20 protein-coding genes are annotated in these 16,171 nt (G+C 38.1%); 9 read left to right on the top strand and 11 right to left on the bottom strand.

Annotation, left to right across the window (positions count from 1 at the left end; genetic code table 11):
• Positions 1-57: 57 nt before the first annotated feature.
• Entirely contained in the window at positions 58-1,644 is a 1,587-nt protein-coding gene (gene pckA / locus H0184_RS11680; protein WP_221825903.1) for a phosphoenolpyruvate carboxykinase (ATP), read from the top strand.
• 39 nt (positions 1,645-1,683) lie between these two features.
• Here pckA and H0184_RS11675 read toward each other — a convergent pair whose 3' ends face one another.
• Both H0184_RS11675 and H0184_RS11670 read right to left on the bottom strand, forming a co-directional pair.
• Positions 1,684-1,926 carry a DUF2584 domain-containing protein gene (locus H0184_RS11675; RefSeq protein ID WP_221824644.1) on the bottom strand — a complete coding sequence of 81 codons (243 nt, stop codon included), beginning with the start codon at positions 1,924-1,926 and terminating at the stop codon, positions 1,684-1,686.
• A gap of 41 nt (positions 1,927-1,967) precedes the next feature.
• Positions 1,968-2,759: an alpha/beta hydrolase family protein gene (locus H0184_RS11670; RefSeq protein ID WP_313771756.1), complete on the bottom strand. Its 792-nt coding sequence runs from the start codon at positions 2,757-2,759 to the stop codon at positions 1,968-1,970.
• A 179-nt stretch (positions 2,760-2,938) separates the two neighbouring features.
• Between H0184_RS11670 and H0184_RS11665 the strand changes: the two genes are divergently transcribed.
• From H0184_RS11665 to H0184_RS11655, 3 genes are read left to right on the top strand one after another with little or no spacing between them, the layout of a single operon-like run.
• Positions 2,939-3,904: an ABC transporter substrate-binding protein gene (locus H0184_RS11665; protein WP_221825898.1), complete on the top strand. Its 966-nt coding sequence runs from the start codon at positions 2,939-2,941 to the stop codon at positions 3,902-3,904.
• Between the two features lie 21 nt (positions 3,905-3,925).
• Positions 3,926-4,702, top strand: a complete 777-nt coding sequence (locus H0184_RS11660) for an ABC transporter ATP-binding protein (protein ID WP_221824642.1) — start codon at positions 3,926-3,928, stop codon at positions 4,700-4,702.
• Positions 4,683-5,489 carry an ABC transporter permease gene (locus H0184_RS11655; protein ID WP_221824640.1) on the top strand — a complete coding sequence of 269 codons (807 nt, stop codon included), beginning with the start codon at positions 4,683-4,685 and terminating at the stop codon, positions 5,487-5,489. The genes H0184_RS11660 and H0184_RS11655 overlap by 20 nt, the downstream gene beginning before the upstream one ends.
• A 21-nt stretch (positions 5,490-5,510) precedes the next feature.
• Here the strand turns inward: H0184_RS11655 and ytkD are convergent, their stop codons facing one another.
• Positions 5,511-5,990, bottom strand: coding sequence for an RNA deprotection pyrophosphohydrolase (ytkD, locus tag H0184_RS11650; protein ID WP_221824638.1), 480 nt, complete (start codon positions 5,988-5,990; stop codon positions 5,511-5,513).
• A gap of 83 nt (positions 5,991-6,073) precedes the next feature.
• Complete coding sequence (locus tag H0184_RS11645) at positions 6,074-6,397, bottom strand: hydrolase (RefSeq protein WP_221824636.1); 324 nt, start codon at positions 6,395-6,397, stop codon at positions 6,074-6,076.
• A gap of 239 nt (positions 6,398-6,636) precedes the next feature.
• Between H0184_RS11645 and H0184_RS11640 the strand changes: the two genes are divergently transcribed.
• Together H0184_RS11640 and ytzI are read left to right on the top strand one after the other, a co-directional pair.
• Positions 6,637-6,894 carry a DUF6154 family protein gene (locus H0184_RS11640; RefSeq protein WP_179160128.1) on the top strand — a complete coding sequence of 86 codons (258 nt, stop codon included), beginning with the start codon at positions 6,637-6,639 and terminating at the stop codon, positions 6,892-6,894.
• Positions 6,895-7,000: 106 nt separating this feature from the next.
• The gene (gene ytzI / locus H0184_RS11635) at positions 7,001-7,165 is read left to right on the top strand and encodes a YtzI protein (protein ID WP_221824634.1); all 165 of its coding nucleotides are present in this window, start codon (positions 7,001-7,003) and stop codon (positions 7,163-7,165) included.
• Positions 7,166-7,228: 63 nt separating this feature from the next.
• Here ytzI and H0184_RS11630 read toward each other — a convergent pair whose 3' ends face one another.
• Positions 7,229-7,702, bottom strand: coding sequence for an S-ribosylhomocysteine lyase (locus H0184_RS11630; protein ID WP_221824632.1), 474 nt, complete (start codon positions 7,700-7,702; stop codon positions 7,229-7,231).
• A gap of 142 nt (positions 7,703-7,844) precedes the next feature.
• Here H0184_RS11630 and yidD point away from each other — a divergent pair, with 142 nt between their 5' ends.
• Positions 7,845-8,072, top strand: a complete 228-nt coding sequence (gene yidD, locus H0184_RS11625) for a membrane protein insertion efficiency factor YidD (protein WP_221824630.1) — start codon at positions 7,845-7,847, stop codon at positions 8,070-8,072.
• Here yidD and H0184_RS11620 read toward each other — a convergent pair.
• Positions 8,069-8,671, bottom strand: coding sequence for a beta-class carbonic anhydrase (locus H0184_RS11620; protein ID WP_260631552.1), 603 nt, complete (start codon positions 8,669-8,671; stop codon positions 8,069-8,071). The genes yidD and H0184_RS11620 overlap by 4 nt on opposite strands.
• 177 nt (positions 8,672-8,848) lie before the next feature.
• Between H0184_RS11620 and H0184_RS11615 the strand changes: the two genes are divergently transcribed.
• Both H0184_RS11615 and H0184_RS11610 read left to right on the top strand, forming a co-directional pair.
• A complete protein-coding gene (locus H0184_RS11615; RefSeq protein ID WP_221824625.1) occupies positions 8,849-9,799 on the top strand; it encodes a metal ABC transporter solute-binding protein, Zn/Mn family in 951 nt (316 codons plus the stop codon).
• 83 nt (positions 9,800-9,882) lie between these two features.
• Positions 9,883-10,041 carry a DUF1540 domain-containing protein gene (locus H0184_RS11610; RefSeq protein ID WP_221824623.1) on the top strand — a complete coding sequence of 53 codons (159 nt, stop codon included), beginning with the start codon at positions 9,883-9,885 and terminating at the stop codon, positions 10,039-10,041.
• A 31-nt stretch (positions 10,042-10,072) separates the two neighbouring features.
• On the opposite strand, the gene menC is transcribed toward H0184_RS11610, so the two are convergent.
• From menC to menD, 5 genes are all read right to left on the bottom strand, one after another.
• Complete coding sequence (menC, locus tag H0184_RS11605; RefSeq protein WP_221824621.1) at positions 10,073-11,188, bottom strand: o-succinylbenzoate synthase; 1,116 nt, start codon at positions 11,186-11,188, stop codon at positions 10,073-10,075.
• Positions 11,185-12,669 (bottom strand): o-succinylbenzoate--CoA ligase, encoded by a 1,485-nt coding sequence (locus tag H0184_RS11600; RefSeq protein ID WP_221824619.1) that lies wholly within the window; start codon positions 12,667-12,669, stop codon positions 11,185-11,187. Before H0184_RS11600 ends, menC begins: the two co-directional genes overlap by 4 nt.
• A 107-nt stretch (positions 12,670-12,776) precedes the next feature.
• Positions 12,777-13,595: a 1,4-dihydroxy-2-naphthoyl-CoA synthase gene (gene menB, locus H0184_RS11595; RefSeq protein ID WP_221824617.1), complete on the bottom strand. Its 819-nt coding sequence runs from the start codon at positions 13,593-13,595 to the stop codon at positions 12,777-12,779.
• Positions 13,596-13,610: 15 nt separating this feature from the next.
• Positions 13,611-14,423: a 2-succinyl-6-hydroxy-2,4-cyclohexadiene-1-carboxylate synthase gene (gene menH / locus H0184_RS11590; RefSeq protein ID WP_221824615.1), complete on the bottom strand. Its 813-nt coding sequence runs from the start codon at positions 14,421-14,423 to the stop codon at positions 13,611-13,613.
• Complete coding sequence (gene menD / locus H0184_RS11585) at positions 14,423-16,171, bottom strand: 2-succinyl-5-enolpyruvyl-6-hydroxy-3-cyclohexene-1-carboxylic-acid synthase (RefSeq protein ID WP_221824613.1); 1,749 nt, start codon at positions 16,169-16,171, stop codon at positions 14,423-14,425. The genes menH and menD overlap by 1 nt, the downstream gene beginning before the upstream one ends.

Raw genomic sequence — 16,171 nt, 5'->3', positions numbered from 1 at the left:
TTATACTATTTGTAAATATATTGAATATTAAAAACTTGAAAAGGAAGGGTTCCCTTGATCAATTCAGTTCATGTCCCAAATGAATTAAGCCAATTGTTGAATGAAAATAATGTACACATTCAATTGTCTGTACCTCAACTAGTGGAGAAAATCTTATCAAGAAATGAAGGGAAATTAACCTCTACTGGGGCTATTAGTGTTTCAACAGGTAAATATACCGGCAGATCTCCTTCTGATAAATTTATTGTAATGGAAGAATCAACCAAGGAAAAAATCGATTGGGGTCATTTAAATCAACCAATTTCAGAGGATGTCTTTAACAGCCTCTATCATAAAATGTTAGAATACTTAAAAGTAAAAGATGAGATTTTTGTGTTTAAAGGTTTTGCAGGTGCAGATAAAAAAACGCAGCTGCCAATTCAAATTGTGAATGAATATGCTTGGCATAATTTATTTGCTCATCAATTATTTATCCGCCCTAGTGATGAAGAATTACTGACACATAAATCCGGGTTCACGGTAATTGCTGCTCCAAATTTCAAGGCAGACCCTGTTATGGATGGAACAAAATCAGAAACTTTTATCATTATTTCCTTCGAAAAGCGTACTATTTTAATTGGCGGTACTGAATATGCCGGTGAAATGAAAAAGTCCATTTTCTCCATTATGAATTACTTATTGCCTGAGAATAATATTTTCTCCATGCATTGTTCTGCTAATATCGGTGTAGAAGGTGATGTAGCTCTATTCTTCGGTCTTTCTGGCACAGGTAAAACAACTTTATCTGCAGATCCAAAACGCCGTTTAATTGGTGATGATGAGCATGGCTGGTCATCTAACGGGGTCTTCAATATTGAAGGCGGCTGTTACGCAAAAACCATTAATTTATCCCGTGAAAAAGAACCACAAATCTTCGATGCCATCTGTTTTGGTTCTGTACTTGAAAATGTTGTCCTTAATCCAGAAACACGAATTGCTGACTACGACGATGCTACCCTTACCGAAAATACACGGGCTGCCTATCCAATAGATGCAATCGATAATATTGTTAAGCCAAGCATTGCAGGGCACCCGAATACCATCGTTTTTTTAACAGCTGATGCCTTTGGTGTACTGCCCCCAATTTCAAAGTTAACAAAGGAACAAGCCATGTATCATTTCTTAAGTGGCTATACTTCAAAATTAGCAGGAACAGAACGTGGTGTTACATCTCCTGAAGCAACTTTCTCTACATGTTTTGGTGCACCATTCCTTCCTTTACCTGCTACACGTTATGCCGAAATGCTGGGTGAGAAAATTCTTGAGCATAATGCGAATGTCTTTTTAGTGAATACCGGATGGACAGGTGGAGAATACGGAGTCGGCAGCCGAATGAAGCTATCTTACACAAGGGCTATGATCCAGGCTGCATTAGAAGGCGAACTGAACTTAGTTGAAACAGTTAGAGACAATATTTTCGGTCTGAATATTCCGCTCCATGTTGCCGGGGTTCCTGATGAGGTGTTGCAGCCAAGCAAAACATGGGCTGATCCACAGGCTTATGATACGAAAGCGAAAGAATTAGCAGGCAAATTCCGTGAAAACTTTAAAAAATTCACCAAAGTCTCTGCAGAAATAGAAGAAAAAGGCGGTCCTGTCGCTTAAAATGAAAGCCCTTATCGATATCGATAAGGGCAATTTTTATTAATTTGTAGAATTTAATGAAATTAATTGGTAGGTTATCATCGTACTGCTGTTTTGCCATTCAACTTTTTTAATCACAGCTGATCCGCTCGTATCACTTTCAAGTGTTTTTCTAACATCAATCGGAATATCAATCGGATAAAGCCTATAGCCTTCTTTTTCTAATTGGAAAAGGTTTTCTTCTACTCTCTTCTCTCTGCCTTTTGTGACAATTAAGGTATTTAACTCAAAGGGCATACCCATAGTATTTCGCTCCTTTAGCATTTGGACTTACTATTATCTTATCATCTTTTGATCTGATTTTTCATCCACTGGCATAAATCCTTCACAATTTTTCTGTTTACCCCAGGAGGAAAATAGTGAGTATACTCATCAAAATACCAGGATTCCACCGGCTTACCTAATGTCCTAAGTCTGCGCTCAAGTCTGTAGGCATGCTCAACTGATACATTCTTGTCATTAACCCCATGAATGATGAGAACTGGGGCAGTAAGGCTTTCAAGCTCATAGAGCGGAGTTCGCTCTTGGTATCTGTCCGGATACCTTCCTGGAGTACCACCGATTACCCTTTTCATCATTTTTCGCAAATCTTTTCTTTCTTCGTATGTTAAAGTCATGTCTGATACCCCGCCCCACGTAACAACCGAAGCTGTCTCAGGAAATTGCAGACCTGTCATCAATGCCATCACACCGCCACGGGAAAAACCAAATACATGGATATCTCTCACCCTCGATATTGTTTTTAAAAGCTCAAAGGCAGCAAAAGCATCCAGTCTATCCTCTCCGGCAAAATCTTCATTACCTTCTCCGCCTTGATTTCCCCGATAGTATGGGGCAAATACAATGAATCCCTCAGAGGCAAATTGTGCAATTCTTGAAGGTCTTACTTTTCCAACATTCTTTATGCCTCCCCGCAAGTATAAAAAGCCGTCATACACCTCTTTACTTTTCGGTTCAGCAAGCATCCCTTTTACCCTCAATCCATTGGATAGGTAGGTTATTTCCCATAATTCCACACTAGGATTGGGTGAAGGGAAACGGTGAGCCTCTATGATTATTTCATTTCGTTTGTACACCTAAATTTCACCCTTCCATTTCCAGCTTAAAAATTTTATGTAACTAGGCATTCACACATTTTTTTCTCATTCATACGATATGGTAGGCCAATAGCCCAGATATAGCTGTATTTAAAGGAGGTTTAAATGTGAAAAAATGGTTCAAATTGTGTTTATCATCCTTTCTCATTGTGATTCTAATGTTTTCCATTGCAGCTTGTAACGGTACTGACAAGAACGATACAGAGAAAATCGAAAAGGTGCGTTTAGTAGAAGTTACCCGTTCGATCTTCTATGCTCCTGAATATGTTGCTATCGCAAAAGGATTTTTCGAGGAAGAAGGCTTAGATGTCGAACTGACTACAGCTTTTGGCGGTGATAAAACCATGACTGCTCTATTATCAGGTGGTGCCGACATTGCTCTAGTAGGGTCTGAAACTTCAATTTATGTTTACGCTCAGGATTCAAATGACCCAGTCATAAACTTTGCTCAATTAACGCAAACAGATGGTACTTTCCTTGTGTCTAGAGAAAAAATTGATAATTTCTCATGGGATCTTTTAAAGGGGTCAACGTTCTTAGGGCAGCGTACTGGCGGTATGCCGCAGATGGTTGGAGAATTTGTTTTAAAGAAACATGGCATTGATCCGCATCAGGATTTAAATCTTATTCAAAATATAGACTTTGCTAATATTGCGAGTGCTTTTGCTTCCGGAACAGGGGATTTTGTTCAATTATTCGAACCGCAAGCCAGCATCTTTGAACAAGAAGGTAAAGGACATATTATTGCATCGTTTGGAACTGAATCAGGGCATGTCCCTTATACAACTTTTATGACTAAAGACAGCTACATGAAAGAAAACAAAGACATCGTAGAAAAATTTACACGAGCGATATATAAGGCACAGCAATGGGTTGAAACACATAGCTCTGACGAAGTAGCAGAGGCAATTCAATCCTATTTTCCCGACACTGATGTTGAACTCATCAGTACAGTGGTAGACCGTTACAAAGAGCAAGGATCATTTGCGACTGACCCAATCCTTGATGTTGATGAATGGAACAATCTTCAGGATATCATGGATGAAGCCGGTGAGCTCCCAGAAGAAATTGATCATAAAACACTGGTCAATACAGAAATAGCAGAAAAAGTGACAGAAGAATAATGAATTTGGGAGGCCGTCCATATGAGTTTTTTAGCTATTAAGGATGTACATCACACTTATTTTACTAAAGCCTCTGCAACCACGGCCCTCTCCGAGATTACTTTGCAAGTTGAGGAAGGAGAATTTGTTTCCTTCCTCGGCCCTAGCGGCTGTGGGAAAACAACATTACTTTCCATCATTGCCGGGCTGATAAAGCCTACCCATGGAACCATATTACTTGAAAACAAACCCTTATCAGGATTAAAAAATCAAATAGGTTATATGCTTCAGCAGGATTACCTATTTCCTTGGAAAACGATAGAGGAAAATATCCTCCTCGGTTTAAAATTATCAAATCAATTAAATGATGGAACCAAAAGAGCAGCTTTAGACTTGTTAAAACAAATAGGATTAGGCGGTATAGAGAAGCAGCTTCCGAAACAGCTCTCAGGCGGCATGCGCCAGCGTGCAGCTTTGGTTAGGACCCTAGCCACTGAACCTAAACTGCTGATGCTGGATGAACCCTTTTCTGCTTTAGATTATCAGACCAAGTTAAAGCTCGAAGATCTAGTGTCGAAAACGCTTGACGAATTTGGAAAAACAGCCATCCTTGTAACCCACGATATCGGAGAAGCCATTGCCATGAGTGACCGGGTTGTACTCTTTTCACCAAGCCCGGGAAGGATTCATAAGGTATTTGAAATGCCCGATGAACTAAAAAGCTTGTCGCCTTTTAACGCAAGAAACCATGAAACTTTTTCTAGTATTTTTCAGACAATATGGAAGGAGTTGGAGTCACTTGAGTCAGGGAAAGAATAGTGTGAACCTCCTCCATAAAAATTATTTACATTCACTAAGCATAGAAAAAAGATGGGTACGTTTCTATCAGGGTGTCATATTCATCGTTTTTTTCTCAGGCTGGGAATTATCCAGTCAGCAGCGTTGGATTGACCCGCTGCTGTTCAGTTCCCCATCTAAGATTTGGAATTTATTTTTAGAGAAATTCCATGATGGAACCTTGCTGTCCAATCTTGGTGTCACCTTAACAGAAACAGTTTTTGGTTTTATATTAGGGACTCTGCTTGGTACATTATTAGCAGCACTGCTATGGTGGTCACCAATGCTGTCAAAGATTATTGACCCCTATCTAGTCATCTTAAATGCTATGCCTAAGGTTGCATTAGGGCCAATTTTAATTGTTGCTCTTGGGCCAGGATATTCGTCAATCATTGCAATGGGTGCAATCATTTCCGTGATTATTACCACCATCGTCGTTTATACGTCCTTTAAAGAAGTGGACCCTAACTATTTAAAAGTACTTCAAACATTTGGAGCAAATCGCTTTCAGTGTTTTAAAGAGGCTATCCTGCCTGCCAGCTTTCCAACTATTATTTCAACCCTAAAGGTAAATGTTGGTTTATCGTGGGTTGGTGTCATTGTTGGTGAATTCCTAGTTTCCTCTAGAGGCCTGGGTTATATGATTATTTATGGCTTCCAAGTATTTAATTTCACACTCGTCTTTTTATCACTGCTGGTGATTGCTGTCGTTGCTACCATTATGTACCAGCTTGTAGAGTTATTAGAGAAAAAACTTATCAAGGAATAGCGGCTTATTATATATTTGTCGCTATTCTTTTTCGTTATTAAGTTTATATATATACTGAATACATTCTAAGATCACTTCATCCTTCATAATGAAACTGTACTCATTACCAAACCGGAATTGCAAGATATCTCCTTGAACCTCTACAGGTCCATTTGTTTCGTGATAATTGGCCGATTTACTTATCTCTTTTACTTTGCCCCAAAAAACGGCCTTCACAAATGATTCATTTTCTTTAATTACTTTATATTCAGCGATCTGTGCCATTTCATCCATTATGGCACCCGTTTCTTCATAAACCTCTCGGCAAGCCGCCTCTTTTAGTGACTCACCTTCTTCCACTTTCCCTCCTGGAAATTCCAGACCGCGTACCTTATGATTTGTTAAGAACCAAGCACCCTTATACTGACAAATAACTAGGACATGCTTTACTGGCTCCTGGAATGCATTGGTTGTGAGTGATAGCTCCACTTTGTTGCCGAGTTTATCAAAAAAAACTTTCATACATACTCTCCCTTAGAACCCTTGTTGCATTCATTATAATCGAAAAAAACGGAAAATCCTCTAAATAGGATTTCCCGCTTCTCTCAACCTTGATTAGGTAAAATATTCATTGACCTAATATGGTTTTTTGCTTCTTCATCGCCAAGGTTATAAATCATTCCATACACTTGATCAATGGTGCTGTCATATGAGTCATTTTCACGATCATGGTGATATTGAACATATGGAACATGGGCTCTAAAGAAGTTTTTCCATTCCGTCGAGTAGTTCTGATCAAAAAGCTCTCTTAACTGTGTGATTTCTTCATCATTCGCTTGAATTTTAAAGCTCCATGCAGAAGCTGTTGGACTTTGTGATATTTGTCCATGCCCAACGTCTATATAATAGGTCTTTTTTTGCTCTTCCATTATGTCATCCCCTTACTTATATTATTTAAAATTTCCCACAATCAAATAAAATTTATTCTTTTTCAGATTTCTACTCATTTTTTAGAACTGAATGATGTATAATTGTCATAATATTAAGAAAATGGATTTTGAACATTTTAAGATATTTTTGCTTCAGTCATAGAGGATATTTTTCATCATTAAGGGAATTGAATAAGTAAGGAAAAAATTTTTAAAAAATTCTTTGGAGGTGAACGGAAATGAGATTGGTCGATGAATTATTTCAGATGTATCGAGACAAGCTGACGGGTGATGAAGAGGACATTGATATGTTAGCATTCGCCTTCTTAGAAGAAATGTCACATGAGGATCTTCTCCATTTAATAAAAGAGATGGATAAACAAGAACTATATGATTTAATGGGGCTTTATTTAATTGAAAGCTTAAAAGGAAAGTTTGCACAAGAGGAATACGGACAACAGCGCACCCATACTTACTATCCAAGAAATATCCATTGATTAATACATACCAGAGATTTATAGGAACTGCACATGCAGTTTCTTTTTTTTTGTAAAAAAAGTGTAAAACCATGCTAAAATAAGGAGGGGAAAGGGAGGAGAAAGAATGTATACAATATTTGTAGTAAGTATTATTATCATCATTGTGGTATTATTGCTTGCTGTTATTACAACTTCAAAAGCCTATTCATTTAAACATACAGTAGATTCTCTTGACGATAATCCTTATTTAAATAACGAGCAGAATGAGGATGACGAAAAAAGGCCATAAAAAATTCCTATTCAACCGAATAGGAATTTTTTTAATCTAACTCCATCATTAAATCTTTTTGATTTAAGCAAATACTTGTTTTAAGTCTTCTTTATCCTGTTCAAGCCAAAAACGCATTAAACGTTTTGCCCCCTCTAAATCATGAAGCTTTGCTTGTCCGCATTGTCTTTCATTTGCTGCAGGGATCTCAGTTATCTCTACTGCACTCTTCATCGTTGCTTCAAGAAGGTCAATAATTTCTTCAACTGTCGGCTCACCACTAACCACCAAATAATAGCCTGTTTGACAGCCCATAGGTGAAATATCGATAATATCGAAATGATTATACTTTTCTACATGAGCACGAAGATTGAAGGCTAGGAGATGCTCTAATGTATGGATGACATCTGGTTTCATTGCCTGTTTGTTTGGCTGACAAAAACGGATATCATATTTATTAACAATACCGTCACTTCCTACCTTATGAACGCCACAATGTCTAACATATGGGGCTTTAACGGCATTATGATCTAAATCAAAGCTTTCTACTGATGGCATGCTTCTCCACTCCTTTTGTTCGTCTAAACAGTATCATACAATAAATCCCGAGTTTTTTCATCAACATTAAGACATTTAACAATTTAGACGTTTTTTTCTATCTATGATATGGTTTAAGTAATCTTGTTTGGAGAGTGTAACTATGTTTAAAAAAATCTTTATTTCCATTATTCGATTTTACCAAGTGGTAATATCACCAATTAAACCGCCAAGCTGCCGCTTTTATCCCACATGTTCACATTACGGCCTAGAAGCAGTTCAGCGATTTGGTGCGTTAAAGGGCGGCTGGCTGACTATAAAGAGAATTTCTAAATGTCATCCTTTTCATCCAGGTGGAATTGATCACGTGCCTGAAAAAAAAGAGTTTTAGATTTCATATCCATTGACAACCACATCAAGCTTTCCTGTTTTTGGATCAATAACGAGCCCGTGTACCGGAACACCTTCTGGCATTAATGGATGGTTTCTTATTACTCCAACACTGTGCTCGACACTTTCTGTGACATTATCGAAACCGTGAAGCCAATCTTTTATATTGATTCCTGAATAAGTCAGCGTATCAATGGTTTCAGAGGTTACCCCTCGACTCATCATACTATCTATTACCGGCTCAGCTTTTAATCCACTCATCCCGCAATCGTGGTGAGCAATAACTAGAACTTCCTCTGCTTGCAGCTGGTATACTGCAATAAGGATACTCCTCATAATACTTCCAAATGGATGAGATACTAACGCCCCAGCATTTTTAACAGTTTTTACGTCCCCGTTATTTAAGTTTAAAGCCTTAGGCAATAACTCCAATAATCTTGTATCCATACAAGTTAAAATGACCGTTTTTTTATTTGGGAACTTTGTTGTTTCATATTTCTCATATTCACGACTCTCAACAAATTTTTGATTATAATCCAGTATTTCATTCAATAATGCCACTTTTATCCCACCTTTTTTTAGATTACTATTAGCATACATAAATACAAAAGGATGAAACAATATTTTGCTTGCAATTAGTTGATTTTTTTTGTAAGATACATAAGGAAATCGGAATCGTTCCGTATTACACAATTTTATATAATTTGAATTCCAAAAATTTTTCGAATATAAATCGTAATAACTCCGGTTTATAGTCCATACAACAAAGGAGAACTTATGAAAAAAAACTTTTTATTCCCGATAATATTATTAATTGTAAGTTTTGTAATGACTGCATGCAGTAATGAAAAAGAGAAATCACAGAAAGAGAATGACGAGTTATCGATTTATACCACTGTATTCCCAATTCAATATTTTACTGAGCGAATCGGAGGTAAACATGTTAATGTAAACACCATTTACCCGCCAGGCGCGGATGAGCACACTTTTGAACCATCCCAAAAGGATATGATAAAACTTGCTGACTCAGACTTATTTTTCTATATTGGCTTAGGTTTAGAAGGATTCGTTGAAAAAGCAAAAACATCATTAAAAAACGAAAATGTCCTGCTGATTCCAGTTGCAGAGGATTTAAATTTAGAATCTGCCGAAGAACATGAGCATGAAGAAGAAGGTCATGAAGATGAAAAACATGACCATGGAGATTTTAATCCACATGTATGGCTTGATCCCATTTATTCAAAAGAAATGGCAGCTGTCATTAAAGATTCTTTAGTTGAAAAAATGCCCGGAAATAAACAGGTATTTGAACAAAATTATCATCAGCTAGCGGATGAATTAGATCAACTAAATGTAGAATTTGAAGATACAATAAAAAATGCAAAACATAAAGATATCCTTGTCACCCATGCAGCATTTAGTTATTGGGAGCATCGGTATGGTTTAAAAGAAATTAGCATTTCTGGTCTGTCTACAACCAACGAACCCTCTCAACGAGAACTAGAAGATATTATCTCACTTGCTGATGAGCTTGGTCTGCATTATATCCTCTTTGAACAAAACGTACAATCAAAATTAGCAGAAATTGTTCAGGAAGAAATTGGTGCAAAGGCATTACCTGTCCATAATTTAGGGATATTAACAAAAGAAAATATTGAAGAAAATGAAACATACTTTTCACTAATGAAACAAAACCTTAAGTCACTTAAAACAGCATTAAATGATTGATTTCCTGTTACTGACAGGGATGACAATCGTGTAAATATCAAAAGCTATTTCTGTATTACGAATTAAATTGAGGAGTGATACGAATGGCACAAGATGTATTATGTGAAGTAAACAACTGCTCTTACTGGGCAAAGGGAAATAAATGCAGTGCTGATAGCATATATGTTGTCAGCCATAAAGGTAAGACCGCTGATAACAGCCGTGAAACTGATTGTAAAACCTTCGAACCTTCAGATATATAAATAAAAATAAACCAGACTTTTTCGGTCTGGTTTATTTATTTTCAAAGGTAAATAATCTTTCAGCTATAGTAGTTTCTTTCAGCCTGTTTCTGTTGATATCAAATCCAATACCCGGCTTATCAGGTACATGTACAAATCCATTTTCAATACTAACTTCTGGTGTAATAATATCTTCATCCCAAAATCGATTGGATGCGGAAATATCCCCTGGAATTGTAAAGCCTGGCAGGGAAGCAAGTGCAATATTATGTGCTCGGGAAATTCCGAATTCAATCATTCCCCCACACCAAACCTCTATTCCCTTATCAAGACAATAATCATGTATTCTTTTTGCTTCGTGAATGCCCCCAACTCTTCCTGCCTTAATATTAATTATTTTACAGCTCCCCAGTTCAACCGCATTTTTTGCATCTTCAAAACTTACAATACTCTCATCTAAGCAGATTGGCGTATTTAGCTGTTTTTGGAGCAAGGAATGCTGAATGATATCATCACTTGCCAATGGCTGTTCAATCATCAATAGATTAAAGTCATCGAGGGATTTTAACCTATCAAGATCTTTTAATGTATAAGCAGAATTAGCGTCAGCCATTATTTGCAAATTGGGAAAATGACTTCGAATACCTGCTAGGAAAGAATAATCCTGTTGTGGACTTATTTTAACCTTAACGCGCTGATATCCCTCACCTATGTAGTTTTCTATCTCTTTAAGAGCATTGCTGAGTGAATCAACTGCAACTACAACACCTGAAGCAACTTGTTCTCTCGTTCCGCCAATAATCTTAGAAAGAGATTTGGAATTTCTTTTTGCATACAAATCCCAAATGGCCATTTCTAACCCAGCCTTAGCCATATTATTTCTTCTTACAGTCTTAAATAATATGGCTGCGTCCTCAGGATGCTTAATACGATTATTCATAAGCAAAGGAATTAAGATATCACTTAACATATGTAGACTGGTCTTAACTGTCTCTTCTGTATACCATGGGGTAGAAAAGGCCACACCTTCCCCAAATCCGGAAACCCCATCTGTATCCATTACCTCTATGATGATTCCTTCACGTTCTATCACTTTACCTAAGTGTGTATGGAAGGGTGATTTCAGTGGCATAGTGATCACTTTAAGTCGGATTTGTGCTATCCTCATTCCTTTTCCCTGCCCTCATCAATCAATTCATATAACTTTCTGCGAAGCAGCTTTTTAGCAGCATTTCGCGGGAGTAATTCTGTAAAGTGAAACGTTCTCGGTACTTTGTATTTAGCTAAGTTTTCTAAACAGTGTTGTTGAAGTTGGCTGGCAGAAACACTCGCACCATCTCTCCGAACAATAAAGGCAATCGGAACCTGTCCCCATGTTTCATCTTCCACTCCTGTAATACCGGCATCAGCAACCTCAGGATGAGATAATAAAACGGATTCTACTTCTGCAGGGTAAATGTTTTCCCCGCCTGAAATTATCAGGTCAGAACGTCTGTCAAGAACATATAAGAATCCTTCTTCGTCGACATAGCCAATATCCCCAGTATGAAACCAACCCTCGACAAGGTTCTTCTTTGTGGCTTCAGGTCGAAATAAATAACCTGTTGTGACGTTTGGACCTTTTACAACAATCTCGCCTGCTTCTTTTGGTGCAGCCATTTTTCCATCCGCCAGCAGGATTTTAAGCTGCGAGGGAAACAAAGGCTTACCTGCTGAACCTAGTTTTGAGATGCTGTATTCAGGGGAAAGTGTCACAATTTGTGATGATGTCTCGGTCATCCCATAAGATTGAAAAACAGGTAGTTTCTTTTCCAAACAAGCCTCTAATAGTGGTAATGGTGCAGGACCACCCCCAAGAAGGAAACAACGGAAATGAGAAGGAAGTTGTGCTTCCTTAAGGCTCTCAACAATCCTAAACAGCATGGTACCAACTACTGACATAATCGTAACCTGTTTCGTTCTAATATCCTCTATTGCTTGCTCAGCATCAAATGTGTGATGTAGAATAATAGGCATTCCATAGATAACACCGCGCATTAAAATTGAAAATCCGCTTATATGAAAAAGAGGAACACTGCATAGCCAGCGATCTGTCTCGGTATATCCTAAGTTTAAAGCTGATCCAACACTACTCCACCAATGGTTTCCGTATGTTTGAATAACTCCCTTCGGATTTCCTGTAGTACCTGACGTATACATAATGGTACAGACGTCATCTAAATTTATTTCTTCCTGAATGACTGGTACATCGGTTGGTACTGCAAACAGCTCATCTTTTGTTATAACTGGTATGGTTACTTTTTGTTTTAATTCATCAAAGCCTGATTCAGTAATCAAAATAGAAGTCTTCGAATCGTTTAACTGCCATGCTAACTCTTTTGACGTTAAGCGGTTATTTAGAATGACTGACTTAACCCCAAGCAGCTGAAGAGCAAATAATATCACTACCGTATCAATATGATTTTTCAACAATACTCCGATATATTGATCTCTTTTTACTCCTATACTTGTGAGTTGACCAGCACTTATAATCGATTTTTCATAAAGCTCTCTAAACGTAATTGGTTCATTTTGAAAATAAACCGCGATCCGATCTGGTGTAAGTAACGCTCTCTTTTTCAAAAAATTCGGCATTGTTTCGGAACTCATTTTTTTCACCTGCTTATTGTCTAGCTTCAGCACAGAGGAGCTTGAAGCCTTTTCGATATAAAAACAGCCTGATGGAGTCCATCAAGCTGCAATAAAAAATCTTCAAATCAAGGAAAACGTGGGAATTGACCAAAATCTGGCTTACGCTTTTCTTTAAATGCGTCACGGCCTTCTTTGGCTTCTTCTGTTGTATAGTAAAGCAGTGTTGCGTCACCAGCAAACTGTTGAAGACCTGCTAATCCATCAGTATCTGCATTCATTGCTGCCTTCAAGAAACGAAGGGCAGTTGGGCTTTTCTCAAGAATTTCATTACACCACTGAATGGTTTCCTCTTCTACTCTTTCAAGAGGAACCACTGTATTTACTAAGCCCATGTCAAGAGCTTCCTGTGCATTATACTGACGGCATAAGAACCAAATTTCACGAGCCTTTTTATGACCGATAATTCTAGCTAGGTAGCCTGAACCATAACCTGCATCGAAGCTGCCTACATTCGGACCTGTTTGTCCAAAAACGGCATTATCCGCTGCAATCGTTAAATCACACACAACATGTAAAACATGTCCGCCGCCAATCGCATATCCCTTAACCATCGCAATAACTGGTTTTGGAATGACACGTATTAAGCGTTGAAGATCAAGGACATTTAAACGAGGGATTTGATCCTCACCCACATATCCGCCATGGCCGCGTACTTTTTGGTCACCGCCTGAACAAAATGCCTTATCTCCAGCACCTGTTAAAACAATTACCCCTACACTTGAATCATCACGAGCATAGGCAAAAGCATCGATTAATTCCATAACGGTTCTTGGTGTAAATGCATTATGTACATGTGGACGATTAATGGTAATCTTTGCGATTCCGTTATATGTTTCATATAAAATTTCTTCATATTTACGTCCTGCAATCCATTCTACTGTCAAATTAAACTTCCTCCTTTATAATTTACTAACTAAAAAGTCACTTACTATTGTACCAAACTTTTCTTTTTGTTCCACATGAATTGCATGTCCGCTATCATTAATTATAATACTTGAAGCATTTTTTAAATCCTTTAGCATTTTTTCAGTAATTTTGCAGAACTTTTCGTCCTTATTTCCAGTTACCAATAACACTTCACAATTTAGTAATGATAACTTTTCCCACCAAGATGGCTGGGAACCTGTCCCCATCCCCAGCAGACTATTCGCAAGTCCTAAAGTATTATTGGATATTCGTTGTTCCCTAATACTTCTTTGAATTGATTCGGGAAGGTTTTTCATCGTTGAAAAGAGCGGGATGCATTCCCAATAGTCAACAAATGAAGGAATGCCCTGTTCCTTAATAAAGTTTGCTAGTTCCCTATCTTTCATACGGCGCTGAATTCTTTCTTCTTCCGTTCTCAGTCCTGGTGAAGCACTTTCCAATATAAGCTTTCGAACTCTCTCAGGAAACAAAATAGCAAAGGTCAGAGCAAGCCTTCCCCCCATTGAATATCCGAGCAAATCCGTTTGTTCAATTCCCAGCTCATCTAGAAGCGCCAGCAAGTCTTTTGCAGCTGATTCAATTGTATAGCGATGTACATCTTTGGGTGAATCAGATTTGCCATGACCGATAATGTCTGGAATGATTAATTTTGAATGCTTACCCCAAATGGAGCAAAAAGGTGTCCAGGTGGAAGAGTCTCCAGTAAATCCATGTAATAACAATAACGGAAATCCTTCCCCGCACACTTCGACATGAACATCTAGATTGTTAATAGTAACCCGCATTACTGCAGACCTTTGACATAATTTGATATTTCCTGGGAAACAATCCGCCAAAAGTCGCGGTGTTGTGTTAAATTACTGTCTCTATTTGTTACAACTTCATATACATTTAAACCCTTAGCATAAGATGATTGGTTCATTAGTTCATTAAAATGTTCCCAATCCTTTACTTTTGTATAGTTCCCATTGAACATCGTAACTGAATGCTCAAATTCTAAGTTTAACGGAGTACCAAATAAAAGTTCGAAATTCTTAGGGTGCTGCGCTTGCGGCAGGAAGGAGAAGATTCCGCCTCCATTATTGTTTACAACAATAATTCGTATATCAATACCATACAGCTTTGATGCAACCATACCATTTAAATCATGGAAAAAGGTTAAATCACCTAAAACAAGATATAAAGGTTCTGTGTAAATAGCAGCGCCCAAGGCTGTTGAGACCGTACCATCGATACCATTGGCGCCCCTATTTGCCATTACTTTAATTGACTTTTGATTATTGAGAAAGAAACTATCCAAGTCTCTAATCGGCATACTGTTTCCAACAAACAATGTTGCATTTTCCGGAAGCATCTGTGCTAATTGGTAGAACAAGCGGCCTTCACTTAACTCTTGATGATCCTTTATTAGCGCCATATTCGCTTTGGTAAGATTATTTACTTTCTGCCATTTCTCTAGAAAATCCTCAGATTTACTAGGTTGGATATAGGCTGATAATTGCTCACAGAATATAGTTTCATTACAGTAGATCATCTCGGTAGAAAGTGATGCTGGATCCCTCCAGCCTCCTGCCCCGTCAATAACAAATTGTTCAGCCTGATGATTTTCTTTTAGGAATATGGTTAGTGCCTTTGAAATAGGCATTGCTCCAAAACGGAGGATTACTTCTGGCTTTAAGTATGAAACAGCATCTTCGTTCCGTAAAAAAGTGTCATATGTTTCTACAACATTTTCTAATGGATGTTGACCACTTCTAAGCTGTGACAATGGATCAGCCAGTATAGGATATTTTAATTTTTTTGATAATTCTGTGATAGTCTGAGCAAATCTCTCGTCTGCAATATTGCCACATACAATAATACCGTTTTTATATCCATTCAACTTTTGAGCGATTTCTCTGAATTCATCCTCACGAAGTGTCATTTCTCCATTTCGAACATGAACATACCCCATTGGGCGTTCATCTAAAATGAAGGTATCCTCATCAATTTTGGGGATGAGCGGTTCCCTAAACGGGAAATTCAAGTGCACAGGTCCCGCTGGTGCCTGGCTGGCAATTGCTGCTGCCCGTGCACAAACCGTACGTGCATACCGAATAACCTCACTGCTGCTTTCCGGCAAGGCCATGTCTGCAAACCATTTTACATGCTGACCATATAGATGAATTTGATCAATCGCCTGCGGAGCCCCAACTTCTCTTAGCTCATGTGGCCGGTCAGCGGTTAGAACGAGTAATGGTACACGTGAATAGCGTGCTTCAACGATAGCAGGAAAATAGTTTGCTGCTGCAGTACCAGAGGTACATAAAATAGCAACTGGTTTGTTTGCTGCTTTTGCCATTCCTAATGCAAAGAAAGCAGCAGAACGTTCATCCACATGGATATGAATATTTATTTCAGGATGTTCTGCCATCACCATTGCCATTGGCGTTGACCTAGAACCTGGACTAACCACAACATCTTTGATTCCTGTTTGTACTAACTCCACTACAAAGGCAGCCAAGTATGCCGTTAATGTTTCTTGATGATTCAT

Origin of the sequence: Neobacillus niacini, assembly GCF_019749295.1 — a bacterium.
GTDB classification, from domain to species: Bacteria; Bacillota; Bacilli; order Bacillales; family Cytobacillaceae; genus Neobacillus; species Neobacillus niacini_D.
The sequence above is the reverse complement of the archived record's forward strand: the minus strand, read 5'-3'. Positions and strand labels throughout refer to the sequence as shown.

What these genes read in the sequence shown, in the direction of transcription:
- H0184_RS11675 (WP_221824644.1), bottom strand. Translation starts at nt 1,926, where the DNA reads ATGGGTATGCCCTTTGAGTTAAATACCTTAATTGTCACAAAAGGCAGA.
- H0184_RS11665 (WP_221825898.1), top strand. Translation starts at nt 2,939, where the DNA reads ATGTTTTCCATTGCAGCTTGTAACGGTACTGACAAGAACGATACAGAG.
- H0184_RS11660 (WP_221824642.1), top strand. Translation starts at nt 3,926, where the DNA reads ATGAGTTTTTTAGCTATTAAGGATGTACATCACACTTATTTTACTAAA.
- ytkD (WP_221824638.1), bottom strand. Translation starts at nt 5,990, where the DNA reads ATGAAAGTTTTTTTTGATAAACTCGGCAACAAAGTGGAGCTATCACTC.
- H0184_RS11645 (WP_221824636.1), bottom strand. Translation starts at nt 6,397, where the DNA reads ATGGAAGAGCAAAAAAAGACCTATTATATAGACGTTGGGCATGGACAA.
- H0184_RS11640 (WP_179160128.1), top strand. Translation starts at nt 6,637, where the DNA reads ATGAGATTGGTCGATGAATTATTTCAGATGTATCGAGACAAGCTGACG.
- ytzI (WP_221824634.1), top strand. Translation starts at nt 7,001, where the DNA reads ATGTATACAATATTTGTAGTAAGTATTATTATCATCATTGTGGTATTA.
- H0184_RS11630 (WP_221824632.1), bottom strand. Translation starts at nt 7,702, where the DNA reads ATGCCATCAGTAGAAAGCTTTGATTTAGATCATAATGCCGTTAAAGCC.
- yidD (WP_221824630.1), top strand. Translation starts at nt 7,845, where the DNA reads ATGTTTAAAAAAATCTTTATTTCCATTATTCGATTTTACCAAGTGGTA.
- H0184_RS11620 (WP_260631552.1), bottom strand. Translation starts at nt 8,671, where the DNA reads ATGTATGCTAATAGTAATCTAAAAAAAGGTGGGATAAAAGTGGCATTA.
- H0184_RS11615 (WP_221824625.1), top strand. Translation starts at nt 8,849, where the DNA reads ATGAAAAAAAACTTTTTATTCCCGATAATATTATTAATTGTAAGTTTT.
- H0184_RS11610 (WP_221824623.1), top strand. Translation starts at nt 9,883, where the DNA reads ATGGCACAAGATGTATTATGTGAAGTAAACAACTGCTCTTACTGGGCA.
- menC (WP_221824621.1), bottom strand. Translation starts at nt 11,188, where the DNA reads ATGAGGATAGCACAAATCCGACTTAAAGTGATCACTATGCCACTGAAA.
- H0184_RS11600 (WP_221824619.1), bottom strand. Translation starts at nt 12,669, where the DNA reads ATGAGTTCCGAAACAATGCCGAATTTTTTGAAAAAGAGAGCGTTACTT.
- menH (WP_221824615.1), bottom strand. Translation starts at nt 14,423, where the DNA reads ATGCGGGTTACTATTAACAATCTAGATGTTCATGTCGAAGTGTGCGGG.
- menD (WP_221824613.1), bottom strand. Translation starts at nt 16,171, where the DNA reads ATGAATCATCAAGAAACATTAACGGCATACTTGGCTGCCTTTGTAGTG.